We start from the raw sequence: 16,568 nt of genomic DNA, 5'->3' as shown, positions 1-16,568 counted from the left end.
CATCAGCATGCAAGTAAAAAGACCTGAGCTAGCCCAGGTCTTTGCATAATGCATTTGTCATAGAGATGTTGGTGTTGATATGTTTCAGTATCATGCCGCGATCTTGTGTTCAGCCCAGTGATAATCTATAGCCGCGCTTGGTACGCCGACAGAATTGGTATTTTCTGACGACATGCTGATGTGGCGTATATATTCTCCTGCAGCCTGCCTTTGTCTCAGATTGTCAGCGAATTTGAGGGCGGCAATCATGTCGCCGGTATCAAATTCCCTGCAGTGAGACATTTTAATTTGCTTGTGGATTTCTATCCAGAATACAGCAAACATGTTTACCTCCCTTCCTTAGAAATAAAAATAGCTAGGGGAGTTCCCCTTGGCTTTTGCGCGTCTTTGCATTGGATGCGCTTGATAAAATTAAGCTTGTGTACTGACTTACTGGTGTTTCCGTGACCTTGTTACCGGCCACGACCGCTTGCGCGGGTTTTACTGCTGGGTCTGTGTTTTTTATAAAAACAGCAGATGATTAAACAAAAAGCCCGGAGCTTTTCAGGGCATCCGGGCTTTTCAGCTTGAGGTGGGGAGGAGCTATTCTTAATTTGCTCCTGCTACCTGAAGGGCTGGCCTTCGGATGCGGTATTTCGGGTTAGGATTAAACTGCTCGTTACGGGTATTCACATGCTTGGTGACTGTGCGAATAATGCTATCGCTATCACTGCGTTTGGATATCGTGCGAGATACTGTTGTCAGATGTGTTAGCGCATCACGATAGCCCGGTCCCGCCACTGCCTTGGCCGACAATGCTGACGGCAAGCCCTGTGCTGTTAAGCACATGTCTTGTTGCAGTTGTGGGAGCCAGGTAGTTTTCACGTATCGTCCTAAAAAATGTATAAAAGTCTTGCCAAAATCGATGAATTGATCTTGCCACAGCTTTTGAAAAAAATCCAGCATGGCGTGGAGAAAATTGAATGTTTCATGTTGTTTTTATGCGGCGACCGCAAAAATTGCTTATATCCTGTATCATCGCAGCCGTTACTTGATGTTCATTCATTAGGCCTTACGCAAAACTGCCCCAGCTGCGTTGCAGCTCCTAGCCGTACTAAAGTACTGTCTTCGTCGCTACGCCTTGCTGGGACAATTTTGCGTAAGTCCTATTCATCTCCAATACAAACCCAGTAATATTAATTACTCCCATGTCCGGACATAAAATAAAAGCCGAGCTCAGAATTCGTGAGTTGATGGTTGAAAACAAGATTCGTTCGGTTTCTGCCTTGCACCGCCTGCTGATCGCCAGGCGGGTGACAGTCTCGCATTCTCAATTATTACGCATCGTCGATAACAAGGCAGAACACTGGAAGGTTGAATTTATTGAAGCCTTTGCCGAATTGTTTAATTGTTCTGTGCAAGACTTGTTTCGTTTTGAAAATGTGCCAGTCACTGAGCTTGTAGCCGACGTTGCAACTGAAGCACCTGCTGCGGAATGACAGCTTGATTGCAGGTTTGATGTAGCTCAAATTGCAGTTCATGCAGCCGTCATAATTTTGAGTTATAGTATGTCTAGCTGCTGTACATACAACCGATATGTATGACGGTAGTGAGGTGTGCTTGGTTCGCATTTAAGCGGACAAGCCACCGTCCAGAATTCATAAAATGCGGGAGCTGTGTAGACAGCTTCCGCATTTTTTATTTGCGAGGCAAGTTCTTTTCCCGATATGCGCCCGGGCTTATGCCTGTCCATTCCTTGAAGGCATGATTAAAAGCACTTTGTTCCTGATAGCCAAGCAGGAAGGCGATGTCCGCCAGACTGAAACCTGTCTTCTGCAAGTAATCGATGGCAGTGTCTTTTCTGGTTTGATCCAGAATTTGCTGAAAACTGATACCCGCTTCGCTCAATTTACGCTGCAGGGTGCGTTGGCTCAGTAATAATTCTTGTGCGATCAGGGGCAATCTGGCCTGGTCTTGAGCCAAATTATTGCTGATAGCTGCCCTGACCTGGGCAACGATACTGCCATCCTGCCGGGCTTGCTGTTTTTGTCTGAGTAATTGTTCGGCATGGTGTTGCAAGACCGGGTACATGCTGACATCGGCATTGGGCACAGGCCAACTCAGCAAGGCAGTCGGGAAGCGGGCGCAGTTGATAGCTGCTTCAAAATGTACTTCAGCACCAAACAAGCGATGATGCTCACTCAAATCATCTGGGGCGGCATGCCTGAAATAAACCGGGGCATCTGGCAGGATGGTGCCAGCAAACCAGTTGCCAAATACGCGTATGCCAGCGAATACACTTTCTACCAGATGTCTGTTGGCTTGCGGATAGTGGCTGTGCCACTGGTATTCAGTCATCGCATTATCGATGACCAGGGCTGAGCGGCCCAGGTCATGCGCCAGGCCTTCATAGCGCACGGTTTGTTGGAAAGCTTGTTCAAAATCCTTGCAGCTCATGAGTATCATGCCATAGACATTGTAGGTACCAAGTTTGACTCTCTCGCCTACATGCAGGCCAAAGTGCGGGTCTTTGCTCAGTTCTGCACCGGCATCAAGCAAACACACGTAGTCTGCAGCCGCTATGCTTTCTTGCAGCGTGCTCAGCGCATCTTCGGTCATACCTGCCATAGTCGCCAGATGACGCAAATTCAAACCACGTTCATTCGCCAGTTCAAGCAAGGGTTGCAGATATGCTGCGGCTACCCGTCCAAGCTTATGGCTGCCAGCGATTGAACCTGTGTGTGAATTTGGCATATTAAAACAAGAACCTTGTCATGAAAGCGCAATACCTGGAAGTGACACTTGATTAAGCTACAAGTTAATTATTGAGTATACCAAGCTCAGGCTTCATTCAGGGACAGAAAAAATGCGACGTTGGAATGGTTGGGGGGATGACAGTATTAATTATGCGATCAGTGCAGATGCCCTGAGTTTTTTACAGGCACAAATAGGAAAGGGGCTGCCTCAGACGGATGCAGAACTGGACCAGGTATGTCAACGGGTGCCAGCCAGTCGCCTGCCAGCACACTCTTTAATAGGCACAGACGCTATCGGACGCGTCAAACATAGTCTGGGCCAGAGTCTGCCAGACTGGCTGAAAATGCGCTTTGGTAAGATCAGTCATTTTCCTGATGGTGTGGCTTATCCAGAAAGCGCACAGGATGTGCGTGATTTGCTGGATTACGCCAGGCAGCATGGCATAACTTTGATACCTTACGGTGGTGGTACCAGCGTGGTTGGCCACCTTGCGGTGACTGAAAGTGCACAGCCCATCTTGTCTGTCGATATGTCGCGCATGTCCCAATTGCTGGACCTGGACAAAGAGGCACAACTGGCCACATTTGGTGCCGGGGTCTTTGGCCCTGACCTGGAAGCACAATTGCGTGCCCATGGCTATACGCTTGGGCATTTCCCGCAATCATTTGAATACTCGACACTAGGTGGCTGGGTAGTCACACGCTCCTCTGGCCAGCAGTCATTGCGTTATGGCAGGATAGAGCAATTGCTGGCAGGTGCGAGAATAGAGACACCTGCCGGGCGACTCGATATCAAGACTTTCCCCGCATCTGCTGCCGGGCCAGACCTGCGCGAAATCTTGCTCGGTTCTGAAGGACGCATGGGCATATTGACTGAAGTGACAGTGCGTATTACACCTTTGCCAGCGTGTGAAGAATTTCATGCCGTGTTCTTTCCTGATTGGGATGCCGCGCAAACAGCGGTCAAGACTATCGCCCAGAGTAAACTGGGCTTGTCGATGTTACGCCTCTCAAATGCAACTGAAACCCTGACCAGCCTGACAATGGCAGGTCATAAGAAGTTGATAGGCCTGCTGGAATCGTATCTGCGTCTACGGGACTGTGATGAAGGTAAATGCGTATTGCTCATCGGTGCCAGCGGCGAAAAATCCCAGGTGCGTCATGCCATCAAGTCTGCATTAAAGATTGCAAGCCAGCATAAGGGCGTACACGTCGGTAAGACCATGGGTGAGAAATGGAAGCAAGGGCGCTTCAGAAATGTGTATCTGCGCAATAGCGCCTGGCAGCAAGGTTATGCCATAGATACCGTAGAGACAGCTTGCGACTGGGCCAAGGTCAAGACCATGATGCTGAGTATGGAGCAAGCGGGCAGGGATGCCATGGCAATCGAAAAAGAGCTGGTGCACACCTATACACATTTGTCTCACCTGTATGGCCAGGGTGCCAGTGTGTATTCCACCTTTGTTTATCGACTGACGGGTGATTATGAACATGACTATGCGCGCTGGCGCAGGCTCAAGTCTGCAGTCTCTGCCGCCATCATCGCCAATGGCGGCACGATAAGCCACCAGCATGGCGTGGGCATTGACCATGCACCTTATCTGGAAGCTGAAAAAGGCAGTTTGGGAATATCCAGCATGCGCCATCTGTTCAAGCACTTTGACCCGCAGGGCATCATGAATCCGGGTAAGTTGTTGCCAGCAGAAGATGTGGTGCAATGAAAAAAAACAAATCGCGCGCTGACGTGCTCAATTCCCTCGCCAATCATGAGCAAGACTGGGACATTGTCGTCATTGGCGGTGGTATCACCGGCGCGGGTATATTGCTGGAAGCTGCCCGGCGCGGTTTAAGGGTTTTACTGCTTGAGCAAAGAGATTTTGCCTGGGGCACGTCCAGCCGCTCATCAAAACTTGTGCATGGTGGCCTGCGTTACATCAAGGAAGGCAAAATTTCCCTGACCCGCGATTCAGTACGCGAAAGGCAGCAGTTGATGCAATCTGCGGCGGGCCTGGTAGAGCCGCAGAGTTTTGCATTTGCCGACTATCAAGGGCGCAAGCCGGGGCGCTGGATGTTTGCGCTGGGGCTGGTTATTTATGATTTCCTGGCTGGGGTGCGCGGCAAGCACTATTTTTCGACGCGGGATTTTCAAATGCTGACGCCGCACATACCTGCTGCCGACTTGAAAGGTGGTTCTTGCTATATGGATGCCAAGACCGATGATGCTCGTCTGGTACTGAGGGTTTTGCAAGAGGCACGTGCTGCTGGCGCGACAGCCATAAATTATCTGGCAGTGAAAAACGTCGTCTATGCAGAAGAACAGGCCAGCGGCGTGGTCTTGCAAGATGTATTGAGTAAGCAAGAGTATCAAGTTAAAGCCAAAGTCATCATCAATGCAACGGGTGCCTGGGCAGACAGGCTACGCCAGCAACAGGGTCAAAGTGCAAGACTGCGCCCCTTGCGTGGCAGTCATTTATTGTTACCCGCCTGGCGCTTGCCGGTGGCGCAGGCTGTGAGCCTGATGCATCCTCGTGATGGCCGCCCGGTATTTGTTTACCCTTGGGAGGGCGTTAGTCTCGTCGGAACTACGGATGTTGATCATAGCCCTGACATGCAGCAAGAGACGGTAATCACTGCAGACGAAGTCGCTTACCTGATGGAGGCGATGGATTTTCAATTCCCGCAATTGCAACTCAAGCTGGATGACATCATCGCCACCTATGCAGGCATACGGCCTGTCATTGATACCGGCAAGGCTGATCCATCCAAGGAGGGGCGTGACCATGCCATCTGGCTGGAGAAAGGTTTGCTGACAGTGACAGGCGGTAAGTTGACGACTTTCAGGCTCATAGCGCAAGATGCATTGAAACACATCAATCATTTATTTCCTGATCATCAAAGTGATCGTGAAGCTGAAAGCTTGTTTGCCCGCCCTTCAGATTTAGCGAATGAAAAGCAACTAAGTCATACACAAAAAACGCGACTGCAAGGCCATTATGGTGAGCTTGCTGCTGGAATTGTCCAGATCGCCCAGGACGGTGAGCTGGATTACATACCAGGAACACTGACCCTGTGGGTAGAATTGCGCTGGGCAGCAAGATTTGAAGAGGTTGTGCATCTGGAAGACTTGCTATTGCGCAGGACCAGATTGGGCTTATTGCTGCGACTTGGAGGCCTGGCCTTGTTGCCACGCATCAGGGCAATCTGCCAGCCTGAATTAGAATGGGATGATGAGCGATGGGACGTTGAACAGACAAGCTATCTGCAATTGTGGAGTAAGCATTATGCTTTACCAGAGAAATCCAGTATTCCTGAATGGCGATCATCTCAGCGTCAGTCTGCATAACATCAACAATAAAAATCATGTCCAAACAATATATCCTCTCTATAGACAACGGCACCCAAAGCGTCAGGGCTATCCTGTTTGATTTGCACGGCAATATTGTCGCCAAATCCCAGGTGCATCTGGAAGCTTATTTTTCAGATCAGCCTGGTTGGGCCGAACACCATCCTGAAGATTATTGGCAAGCAGTGTGCACGGCATGCCAGCGGTTGTGGAATGAACAGGGGATTTCACCTGCTACGGTACACGGTGTTGCCGTGACCACGCAGCGCGGCACCATGATTAATCTGGACAAACAGGGCTTACCCCTGCGCCCGGCTATCACCTGGCTGGATCAAAGGCGTACCGACATAGTCCCACCGGTTAACCCCTTGTGGATGACAGCATTCAAACTGGCGGGTGTCGCCAGCACCATCAATTTCTTTCGTGGTGAGGCAGAAGCCAACTGGATCAAGGCGCATCAGCCAGATATCTGGGATAAAACGGATAAATACCTGATGTTATCTGGCTATCTGAACTATCGCCTGTGTGGTAATTTCATCGACTCCATAGGTTCGCAAGTAGGTTATTTGCCCTTTGATTACAAGGGCCTGAAATGGGCAGGCAAGCTGGACTGGAAATGGCAGGCTTTGGCGGTAAAGGCAGAATCCTTGCCAGAACTAGTGCCGCCCGGCACGGTGATGGGACATATCAACCAGGCGGCTGAAGCAGCGACGGGTTTACTGGCTGGCACACCTTTGCTGGCCGCAGCGGCGGACAAGGCTTGTGAAGTGATAGGAGCTGGCTGCCAGCAGCCTAACATCGGCTGCCTTAGTTATGGCACGACTGCCACCATCAATACCACCAGCAAAAAATATCTGGAAGTGACACCCTTCATACCACCTTATCCAGCAGCGATCCCCAATTCATATAGTACCGAGGTACAGATATTCCGTGGTTACTGGATGGTGAACTGGTTCAAGGAGCAATTTGGACATCATGAAAAACTGCAGGCAGCAGAGCAGGGTGTGTTGCCAGAGGCTTTGTTTGATGAACTGGTGAATGCTGTACCGCCAGGCTCCATGGGCCTGATGCTGCAACCTTACTGGACGCCGGGTATCAAGGTACCAGGAGCCGAAGCCAAGGGAGCTATTATTGGTTTCGGTGACGTGCATACGCGTGCACATATGTACCGCGCTATCCTGGAAGGACTGGCTTACGCCCTGCGTGAAGGTAAAGAGCGCATAGAAAAGCGTAGCGGTGTAGCAATCACAGAATTGCGTATTTCTGGCGGTGGTTCACAAAGTGACGCTGCCATGCAATTGACCGCAGATATTTTTGGCCTGCCGACTTCACGCCCTCATATTTATGAAACATCTGGACTGGGTGCCGCGATTGATGCGGCAGTGGGGCTGGGCTTACATCCCAGTTTTGATGTGGCCATCAAAGAGATGACGCGCATAGGCAAGACTTTTGAGCCTATCGCTCACCATCACCAGATCTACAATGAGCTGTATCATCGCGTCTATCAAAAAATGTACGCCCGCTTGCAGCCTTTGTATAAAGAGATACAGCAAATCACCGGGTATCCCAAAATGCACTGATGCCGCATGGTAGTGTCTGGCCTGTTATCATTGTCAGCATGACGACACTAGTTCTCTTGCCTGGCATGGATGGTACAGGCACACTCTATGAGCCTCTGTATAAGGCATTGAATGGTAATTGCAGGTTACTGGTACTGACTTATCCGGTAGATCAGGTGCTAGGCTATACAGAGCTGGAAGCACTGGTTCAGGCTCAATTGCCGGCGGATGAAGACTATGTCTTGCTGGGTGAATCGTTCTCAGGTCCTATCGCCATATCCATCGCTGCTATCCAGCCAATTCGCCTGAAGGCCTTGATACTGTGCGCGACGTTTGCACGCAATCCTTATCCTTTGCTGACAGTTTCCAAATATGCGTTGCCTTATTTGCCAACCAGACTGGCACCATTGAGCGTACTCAGCCATTTGCTGTTGGGGCGTTTTTCCAGCAAAGAATTGCGCAGGCAATTGGCAGACGCTTTGGCACTGGTCAACCCAGCCAGTTTGAAGGCGCGCCTGCATGCAGTACTGAGTTGTGATGTCAGAGAAAAACTCAAAGCCATCAAAGTGCCGGTACTTTATCTGCAAGCTACCAGGGACCGGCTGGTGCCAGTATCTGCCCACGCAGATATCCACGGGCAATTGCATGAAATGGAAACATGCAAATATGACGCGCCACATTTTTTATTGCAGACGAAAGCGGATGAAGTCGTCAACGATATTCTGCGGTTCACATCAGAAATCAAAGCATGAACGCATTCCCCACATCACAATCTCAAACTGATTCCAAGCTTAATGCCCATGTTTATCAGACGGAATACGCCAGACGCTTGAACCGTGTTCTCGATCATATAGACCAGCATCTGGATGCCTCCCTGGAGTTGGGGCAACTGGCCGAAATAGCGCATTTTTCGCGCTTTCACTTTCACAGGATATTTGCTGCCTGGATGGGAGAAACGCTGGGTGATTACCTGCGTCGGCGACGCCTGGAAACTGCGGCCTGGCGTTTGTCCTGTGATCTGCAGGCATCAATACTGGATATTGCACTGGCATGCGGCTTTGCTTCTGGCGAAGCATTCGCCCGTGCATTCAAGATCCGGTTTGACTGTACTCCCAGTCAATGGCGTGCCGATAGTGATGAGCGCAGATTGGCACAGGTGCGTGTTGTTTATGAAAGGCGGGCAAAACAAGACAGCAATCTGAGTCAGATACTCAGCAATCCTGATCAGGTAAACGTGAACGGTATTTGCGAAGATGGTGGCTCTCATCAACCACTTCGAAAGTATCTTATGGAAGTAAATATTGTTCAATTACCGGCAGTACGCGTTGCTTATCAACGTTATATAGGTCCTTATGGGCCCGGCGTCACAGAGTTCTGGCGCAGTAAAGTCGCGCCATGGATGCAAGTACATGGCTTGCAAGATCAAATCTGCTATGGCATAGGTCATGATGACCCCAGCGTCACTGCCAGTAATAAATGTCGCTATGATGCATGTGTCACTGTCTCCGAGAATTTCGTGTCCGGCACTCAGGCAAATGTCAAAACACTACCCGGTGGTGCTTATGCAGTTGCCAAATTCAATGGACCTGTGACAGCTGTAAATGATGCATGGATGGAGTTGATGCGCGAATACTTGCCAGCCAGTGGCATGCAATGTGACGACAGACCCTGTTTTGAGCAGTTTTTGCCAAATTCTGCGCTGGACCCACAGACAGGGATGTTTTCTTGTCTATTGTGCATCCCGGTTAAAACACTATAAATCTGCAGATGCAGAATTTTAAGGAGATGTGCAAGTAGCTTATGTCCCCTTGCGACGAAATGGCGCTTGAGTTAATCCAGTAATACCGAGCCATCCGGCCCCCATTTTACCTTGGTGATCCCTGGCTCGGTTTCTTCCAGTCTCTTCAACTCATGTTCCTGCGGCGTTATCACGCCACGCTGCAGGCGCAATTCGTCTGCCAGTGTTTGGTCTTCCATGATTTGCTGGCGACGTGCTGCTGCCAGTTGTATGGTTTCCAGTAATTCGTCCTGATTCCAGGGTTTTGCTATGTAGCGAAACACTTCTGCATCATTGATGGCACCCAATATGGTCTTGAATTCGGCAGAGGCACTGAGCATGAGGCGTATTGCATGGGGCTGCATTTCTTTGGCAATGGACAAGAACTGTATGCCATTCATGCCCGGCATATGGTAATCAGAGATGATAAAGTCGAAAGCTGTATTGCTAAGGCGCTTTATCGCTTCCTGAGGGGAATTAAACAACTCCATCGTCATTTCCATCTCTTTTGCGACACTCTTCAAGCTTCTTTGCAGCGCTAGCAAAACATTCTGTTCGTCATCGAGCAATAAGATTTTGTACATCATTTTCTCCTGTTACTGTGTACACGTATGATCAATTTAGCACCCGCAGGGTGCTCGAACAACGTCAATTTATCGATTACGTGCTGGTCTAGGACATAGTCAGCCGGTAAGAGCAGCATACCCTCTTTGGAAATAACATCTGCAGAAAGTATCATGCCAGGCTGTAATTGCGCTATGGTAATTTCTCTATCATCAATATCATCCGCCTGATTACTGATGATTTGCTTGAAAGCAGCAACGACCTTTTCATCATAGCGATTGCCAGCGCCACGTATGATCAGTGCCTGGGCATCTTCCATATGCACGCGTTTTTGAACCAGGCTGCCGTTTTGCAGATTGTCATAATCACTTGCCAGTGACAATATTCGTGCACCTATGGGGATATTCTCACCGACCAGACCGTCAGGGAAGCCCCGGCCATCAAAGCGTTCATGCTGCGCACGTATGATCCTTGCAGCGCCTTGCAAATCTTGCAGTGGCATCAATAACTGCTCGGCGCGCAGGGTGTGTTTATGGAAATGACCTAATTGCTCGCCATTCATCTGATTGACGGGTGTTGCTAATAATTCATCTGAAAAACCTATTTTACCTATGTCAGCCAACAAAGCCGCTACAAAGATTTCTTGTGCTTCGCGTGTATCAAGATTAAGTTTTTTTGCAATTTTTCTGGATAAATCGGCCACGCGCCGTGAATGCCCGACTAGTTTATCGCCGCGCATTTCGACGACATTGGAAAAAACCTTGATCGATGTCAGAAAATTGCTTTTTAATTTATCGTTGGCGTGTAGCAGGGATGCATGGGCTTTTTTCAGGTCTGCGGTGCGTTCATCCACCTTGATTTCAAGGCTGGCATTCAGGGACTTAAGTTCTTCGTTCTGACGCTGGGTTAATTCTTCCAGCCGTTTTTTCTCTATCTCCAGCGACTTGCGTTCCAGCGCTTGTTTGACGACCAGCACAATGTCATTGTCGTTCCAGGGCTTGGTAATATAGCGGTAGATTTCGCCACGGTTGATAGCATCAATCGTCGATTGTATGTCGGCATAACCTGTCAACAACAGACGTATGGTGTCTGGCCATCTGGCTTTCACATGCGTTAAAAATACCGCACCATCCATGACTGGCATACGCATGTCGGAAATAACCAGGTCAATCGTCTCTTTTTCCAGTATCTCCAGGCCTTCCTGGCCACCATTGGCAATGAATATCTTGTAAGAGTGCTGCCTGAATAGCCTGCGCAACGAGGAAAGGATATTCGGCTCGTCGTCAACGAAGAGCAATACGGGCATTGCTTCTGATACTGACTCTTCATTCATTGATTTTCACCGCTATCAGCTAGTGTTTGGTCGATGTGTTTAATGGGCAAGCTGATGAGAAAACTGGTTCCTTTATCAATTTCGCTATTGACTGTGATTTTTCCGTGGTGTTTTTGTATGATGCCATAAGACAGGGAAAGTCCCAAACCCGTGCCTTTGCCTATCGATTTGGTGGTGAAGAAGGGGTCAAAAATCCGATTGATAATTTCTTTTGGGATGCCACTGCCGTTATCGGCAACTTCAATAAAAACATGGGTGTCATCACAACTGGTGCGTATGGTGATCTGGCCGCGTTCTGCGGTGATGGCATGGGAAGCATTGACCACCAGGTTCATGACTACTTGATTGATTTGTGATGCCAGACATTCGACATCGGGAATTTTGCCATATTCCTTGATCACTTCAGCCTTGTACTTGATCTCGTTATTGACGATATTAAGAGTCGAATCTATGCCCTGATGAATGTTTGCCCATTGCCATTCCTGTTGCGAATCTACTCTGGAAAAATCTTTCAAGTCCTGGACTATTTTGCGTACTCTTTCTATGCCTTCACGCGATTGCTGAACCAGTTCGGGAATGTCTTCTTTGAGAAAAGATAACTCTTTTTTCTCCTTGATTTCAGTCAACTCGTTTTTAATGCTGGCAGAAGCTATATGCTGCTCAGAGGATTCATAGACATGGATGATGGCAAACAAATCTTTAATATAGTTTTCCAGGGTAGTAAAATTAGAAAATATATAACCTATGGGATTATTGATCTCATGCGCCACACCTGCGGCAAGCTGGCCTATGGACGCAAGTTTCTCTGATTGTAGCAACTGTTCCTGTGCCATTGATAATTTGGCATTGAGCTCTGTCAATTCCGTATTCCTGCGCAAAAGCTCGCTTTCCATGGCTTCTCTTTGCTTGATATCCGCCTCCAGACGGTTATTGGTTTCAGCCAGTTGCAGGGTACGTTTTTTTATCAGGTTTTCCAGATTGCTATGGGCTTGCCGCAAAGCGTTCTCTGCATCGCGGCGCTCGGTAATATCTTCCAGGGTTTCCATTGCGCCGACAATTTTTCCTTCATTGTTGTACAGCGGTGCTGCTGTAAAGTGCAACCACAGACCGTGTTCATGCAAGTCAGGAAAGAAATCGATAGCTTCATAAGCACCGTGTATCAATTGGGATTGCGAGAATTTATTATGGTAAAACTTGTGTACCACAATATCATCGTGACCTGATAACACCAGATCAGCCAACACAGGCCGGTTATCGCGGTAAAAAGGTTTCCACTGATTGCGGGTTGAGATCATGCTGGCTGCAGAGTAGCCAAGAACAAATTCACAAGCCTTGTTCCAATGGGTGATGACGTGATTGGAATCAATGACGAAGGTTGGTACCGGACTACTATCAAGAAACTGTGCGAGTTCTATGCCCATCTTGTTGAGCAGAGGGGCATCAGCTTTCACTTTGTCTTGTTCTACATGAAAGACAGGGATGTGAGCATCTGGAACCGGGGTTGCAGATGCAGGCAGATCACCACTTCCTGACAAGGGAAATTCTTTGTTCATTGTTTTACCTGGTCTCCGATAATGCAAAAACTCTTTTATTTTGCCCTGATCTGTGACTGATGTTTAATGTGCTGTTTCCCTCTTTTTAATGGCGATTACGATCATCCATAAGCATGACTATTTTTCCTGTTGATTTATGTTTTCCTCCCAGGTTTTTCCACTGCGCATTGTAAAGTTGGCCGTGTACCTGAACGGGAAACCATAGTCCTTCAGAAAATTCGCGGATTCCCGGGCCGGCATCCGGTATCATGTATTCGATCTGACAACCCAGTTCCAGTCTTGATGGCGGAATAATTTTTTCAGCAGAATTGTTGATGAAAACCACCATGTCTTCATCATCCACTGCAATAATGGGCAAGGGCACGTATTGCAAAACTTCGCGTACGATGCTCAAGCTAAGTTCATCACGGCTGATTTGTTTTTGTTTTTGTTCCAGCATTTCAGCCAATAGTTTATTGGCACTGATCAGTTCCTGATTTGTCGTTTGAACTTGCAAGGTCAGCCGCCGGTTTTCATCTTCCATTTCCTTATAGTGAAATGCTTCCCGTATATTCGCGCGTATCAGCTCATCGTCCCATGGCTTGGTCAGGAATTTATAGATGGCTCCTTCATTGATGGCATCTGTGATGTATTGTAGTTCGGTATAGCCGGACAAGATGATGCGAACCGTATCAGGGTAATTTTTCTTGGCATTTCGTAGAAAGTCTACACCCGTCATTATTGGCATTCTCTGGTCAGAAATAATGACATCGACCCTGTTTTTTTCAAGGATTTCCAAACCTTCATGACCACCACCAGCGGTCAGTATGCGGTATTCGTCCCTGCGCAACAGGCGCTTGAGGGCACTCAGTATATTGGGTTCATCATCGACAAGGAGCAGGGTACGATCAGGTTTGCCTAAGCGCAGCAAATGCTTGTCCAGAATGGGGTTTTCTTGGAGAAAAACTTGCATGTGCTCTGAGTCCAGGGGTTTTGCGAAGAAATGTCCCTGTATCTGATCACACATATTGTCACTCAGAAATTTGCATTGGGCTTCGGTTTCGACTCCTTCGGCAATGACTTTGATGCCCAGACTGTGAGCCATGGATATTACTGCTCTGGTAATGGAAGCATCGTCAAGATTGTGCGGTAATTCCTGAACAAAAGACTGATCAATCTTGACATAGTCAAACGGGTAATGCTTTAGATAGCTCAGGGCTGAATAACCGGTGCCGAAGTCATCCAGTGACAGAGTAAACCCTTGTTTTTTGAAGTCGCTGAATACCTTATCTATGCTATCGCTACGATACATCAGTATTTGTTCTGTTATTTCTAGTGATACTTTATCTGGCGTGACAGCCATACTTTCCAGTATTCCAGAGAGTCGATTGTTAAAGTCATTGCTTTGCAATTGTATGGGGGAAATATTAATGGCAATACAGGGTGGATGCAGTCCGGCCAAATTCCACTGGGCGATATCCTTGCACACCTGCTTGATAATCCATTCGCCCAGGCGCACGATGAGATCAGATTTTTCGGCAACCGGGATCAGTACTGCAGGCGGGATCCTGCCGTGAATCGGGTGCTGCCAGCGTAACAAGGCTTCTGCTCCAACCACATGCCCTGTCTGCAAATCAACGGTAGGTTGATAGTGCAAATGCAATGCATTGGTATCAATGGCGACATTGAGCTCAGCTTCTATATCGATACTGTCGTGTTCTATCGTATTCATGGCGATAGCCCTGTCTGGACTTCAATATGTTGTAGGTGACTCTGCTGAGTGATAGAGAGCAGTATCATGACTCAGTCGATGCATTTGTCTGGTGCAAAGGTAGCCAGACGGTGAAGCACGTGCCTTTTCCCATGACGCTTTGTACATCTATGCGTCCGCCATGTTTTTTGATGATGCCGTAGGAAAGCGATAAACCCAGGCCAGTGCCACTACCTACGGGTTTGGTCGTAAAAAAAGGTTCGAAGATGCGATTCAGGTTTTCTTGCGGGATGCCAGAACCAGTATCCAATACCTTGATCCATGCCATGTCTTTCTCGCACCCTGTGCTGATTTTGATCATGCCGTTTTCTTTGATGGCATGTGAGGCATTAACCAACAAGTTCATGACAACCTGATTGACCTGGGAAATAATGCATTTCACCAAAGGAACCTGGCCATATTCTTTGACAACATTGGCTTTGTATTTGATCTCGTTTTTGACGATGTTCAGGGTGCTGTCTATTCCCTGGTGCAAATCAGCTTCCTGCCAGTCTGTTTCGCCGACATGGGAAAAATCCTTCAGAGACTGCACGATATCTTTCACGCGTTTGAGTCCATCCATGGATTCACGCACCAGGTCCTGTATGTCTTCCTTTAAAAATTCCAGGTCCGCCTTTTCTTTTAATTCGTCCATTTTGCTGACGGCAGCTGGCGGGGACTGTTGCTGTATTAAATCCTCATACTGATTGATGACTTCAAATAATTTTTCTACGTAGTTTTGCAAACTACCGATATTTGAATTGATAAAACCTATGGGATTATTAATTTCATGAGCGATACCAGCGGCTAGTTGGCCGACTGAAGCCATTTTTTCTGATTGCAATAACTGTTCGTGAGCTTCTTGCAGTTTTTTTATTAAAAGCTGCTGTTCTTCACCTTTCTTGAACAGAGCTGCTTCCATCTCCTTGCGTTTGGTGATGTCGGTCAATGAACCCACAACTTCAACAGGATTGCCATCCTTGTCGCGTATCAGCCTCAGCATGTCGTGCATCCATACATACTGGCCGCTGCGGCTCATGAAGCGATATTCGTAGGTTCTTTCACCTTCGGTAAACAATTTGGCAATGCTGGAGAAAATCTCAGGTACATCACTAGGGTGTATATGCTCAAACCAAAAATTAGGGTCAGCAACCATTTCATCAGGATGGTAGCCAAGCACATGCAAGGCATTGTTACTGACAAAAGTCATTTTGAAATCACCCGTAGGTACGCTGCTATAGATGATGGCTGGGGTATTGTCGATCAGGTATTGCAGCCTGGCATCCGTGGAAATGCCTACGACCGAGGCGGGCTGTGGGGCGGCATTAGCCGCCGGTAGAACACTGAATTCATCAAATTGATTCACCATGACCACCATTAGGAAAAAACCAATAGAAATATTGCTTTTTTTAAAATTCCCTTATGTCTACATATTAGAGCAACAAGTATGTAAAGTGCTATTTTTTTCAATCAGGTTTTATATGTTTTAGCTCTGCTCCGGATAAATATCCTGAAAATTCCATATTTTTACTAATAACTTATGAATTAAGTCCAATAAAACATGGACTTACATCATATGAAAGAAAATTATTTTTGAATCGATTGTTGCTTTTTGATATGTTTTCAATTGGCACTTTTTTTGTTTTGCTTAGTTTCCAGGTAAAACCATGCGAAAGAAAATGATCTTATTTTCTGCACAATTTCAGCGCGCAAACGCACCGAAAAGTGGAATTGGCATATTTTAAAGTTATTTTTGCATCATTTTCGTCAATTATTTCTGATGTTTTCATAGTTCACATGCACTGGAATAGTTAGTAAATTTCGCTTATTGAAGTCTTGGCTGACGTCCTGCGTATCTATCCAGACCGGATTTGCAGCGACTGAATTACTTACGTGCGGGATTCGTTTTTTTTGTTTTTAACAGTTGGCACGTTATCTGCTACCTGCCTTGGTGGAAGTTCGGTTTTTCTTTCCA

Annotated in this window: 14 protein-coding genes; 6 read left to right on the top strand and 8 right to left on the bottom strand. The window is 47.6% G+C overall.

Going from position 1 to position 16,568, the window contains the following annotated elements; translation table 11 throughout:
* Positions 1–90 precede the first annotated feature (90 nt).
* Together AC07OI_RS09305 and AC07OI_RS09300 are read right to left on the bottom strand one after the other, a co-directional pair.
* A complete protein-coding gene (locus AC07OI_RS09305; RefSeq protein WP_422639042.1) occupies positions 91–324 on the bottom strand; it encodes a hypothetical protein in 234 nt (77 codons plus the stop codon).
* 264 nt (positions 325–588) lie between these two features.
* A complete protein-coding gene (locus tag AC07OI_RS09300; protein ID WP_495257008.1) occupies positions 589–864 on the bottom strand; it encodes a hypothetical protein in 276 nt (91 codons plus the stop codon).
* Positions 865–1,187: 323 nt separating this feature from the next.
* Here AC07OI_RS09300 and AC07OI_RS09295 point away from each other — a divergent pair, with 323 nt between their 5' ends.
* Positions 1,188–1,478, top strand: coding sequence for a helix-turn-helix domain-containing protein (locus AC07OI_RS09295; RefSeq protein ID WP_495257007.1), 291 nt, complete (start codon positions 1,188–1,190; stop codon positions 1,476–1,478).
* Positions 1,479–1,677: 199 nt separating this feature from the next.
* Here AC07OI_RS09295 and AC07OI_RS09290 read toward each other — a convergent pair whose 3' ends face one another.
* Positions 1,678–2,733, bottom strand: a complete 1,056-nt coding sequence (locus AC07OI_RS09290) for an AraC family transcriptional regulator (RefSeq protein ID WP_495257006.1) — start codon at positions 2,731–2,733, stop codon at positions 1,678–1,680.
* A gap of 112 nt (positions 2,734–2,845) precedes the next feature.
* Between AC07OI_RS09290 and AC07OI_RS09285 the strand changes: the two genes are divergently transcribed.
* From AC07OI_RS09285 to AC07OI_RS09265, 5 genes are read left to right on the top strand one after another with little or no spacing between them, the layout of a single operon-like run.
* Positions 2,846–4,456: an FAD-binding oxidoreductase gene (locus AC07OI_RS09285; protein WP_495257005.1), complete on the top strand. Its 1,611-nt coding sequence runs from the start codon at positions 2,846–2,848 to the stop codon at positions 4,454–4,456.
* On the top strand, positions 4,453–6,078 hold the full coding sequence (locus tag AC07OI_RS09280; protein WP_495257004.1) for a glycerol-3-phosphate dehydrogenase/oxidase: 1,626 nt from the start codon (positions 4,453–4,455) through the stop codon (positions 6,076–6,078). The genes AC07OI_RS09285 and AC07OI_RS09280 overlap by 4 nt, the downstream gene beginning before the upstream one ends.
* A gap of 17 nt (positions 6,079–6,095) precedes the next feature.
* Positions 6,096–7,658: an FGGY-family carbohydrate kinase gene (locus AC07OI_RS09275; RefSeq protein WP_492704525.1), complete on the top strand. Its 1,563-nt coding sequence runs from the start codon at positions 6,096–6,098 to the stop codon at positions 7,656–7,658.
* Positions 7,659–7,696: 38 nt separating this feature from the next.
* Entirely contained in the window at positions 7,697–8,389 is a 693-nt protein-coding gene (locus AC07OI_RS09270; protein ID WP_495257003.1) for an alpha/beta fold hydrolase, read from the top strand.
* Positions 8,386–9,396 carry an AraC family transcriptional regulator gene (locus AC07OI_RS09265; protein ID WP_492704523.1) on the top strand — a complete coding sequence of 337 codons (1,011 nt, stop codon included), beginning with the start codon at positions 8,386–8,388 and terminating at the stop codon, positions 9,394–9,396. The genes AC07OI_RS09270 and AC07OI_RS09265 overlap by 4 nt, the downstream gene beginning before the upstream one ends.
* Positions 9,397–9,467: 71 nt before the next feature.
* On the opposite strand, the gene AC07OI_RS09260 is transcribed toward AC07OI_RS09265, so the two are convergent.
* The 5 genes from AC07OI_RS09260 to AC07OI_RS09240 all read right to left on the bottom strand — a co-directional run bounded on the left by AC07OI_RS09260 (position 9,468) and on the right by AC07OI_RS09240 (position 15,962).
* Complete coding sequence (locus tag AC07OI_RS09260) at positions 9,468–10,001, bottom strand: response regulator (RefSeq protein ID WP_492704522.1); 534 nt, start codon at positions 9,999–10,001, stop codon at positions 9,468–9,470.
* Positions 9,998–11,311 (bottom strand): response regulator c-di-GMP phosphodiesterase, NosR family, encoded by a 1,314-nt coding sequence (gene nosR / locus AC07OI_RS09255; protein WP_495257002.1) that lies wholly within the window; start codon positions 11,309–11,311, stop codon positions 9,998–10,000. Before nosR ends, AC07OI_RS09260 begins: the two co-directional genes overlap by 4 nt.
* A complete protein-coding gene (locus AC07OI_RS09250) occupies positions 11,308–12,864 on the bottom strand; it encodes an ATP-binding protein (RefSeq protein WP_492704520.1) in 1,557 nt (518 codons plus the stop codon). The genes nosR and AC07OI_RS09250 overlap by 4 nt, the downstream gene beginning before the upstream one ends.
* An 85-nt stretch (positions 12,865–12,949) precedes the next feature.
* Entirely contained in the window at positions 12,950–14,575 is a 1,626-nt protein-coding gene (locus AC07OI_RS09245; protein WP_492704519.1) for an EAL domain-containing protein, read from the bottom strand.
* Positions 14,576–14,639: 64 nt separating this feature from the next.
* Entirely contained in the window at positions 14,640–15,962 is a 1,323-nt protein-coding gene (locus AC07OI_RS09240; protein ID WP_492704518.1) for an ATP-binding protein, read from the bottom strand.
* Between the last annotated feature and the right edge of the window lie 606 nt (positions 15,963–16,568).

This window comes from Undibacterium sp. GW821-FHT07F11 (assembly GCF_059418665.1).
The sequence above is the reverse complement of the archived record's forward strand: the minus strand, read 5'-3'. Positions and strand labels throughout refer to the sequence as shown.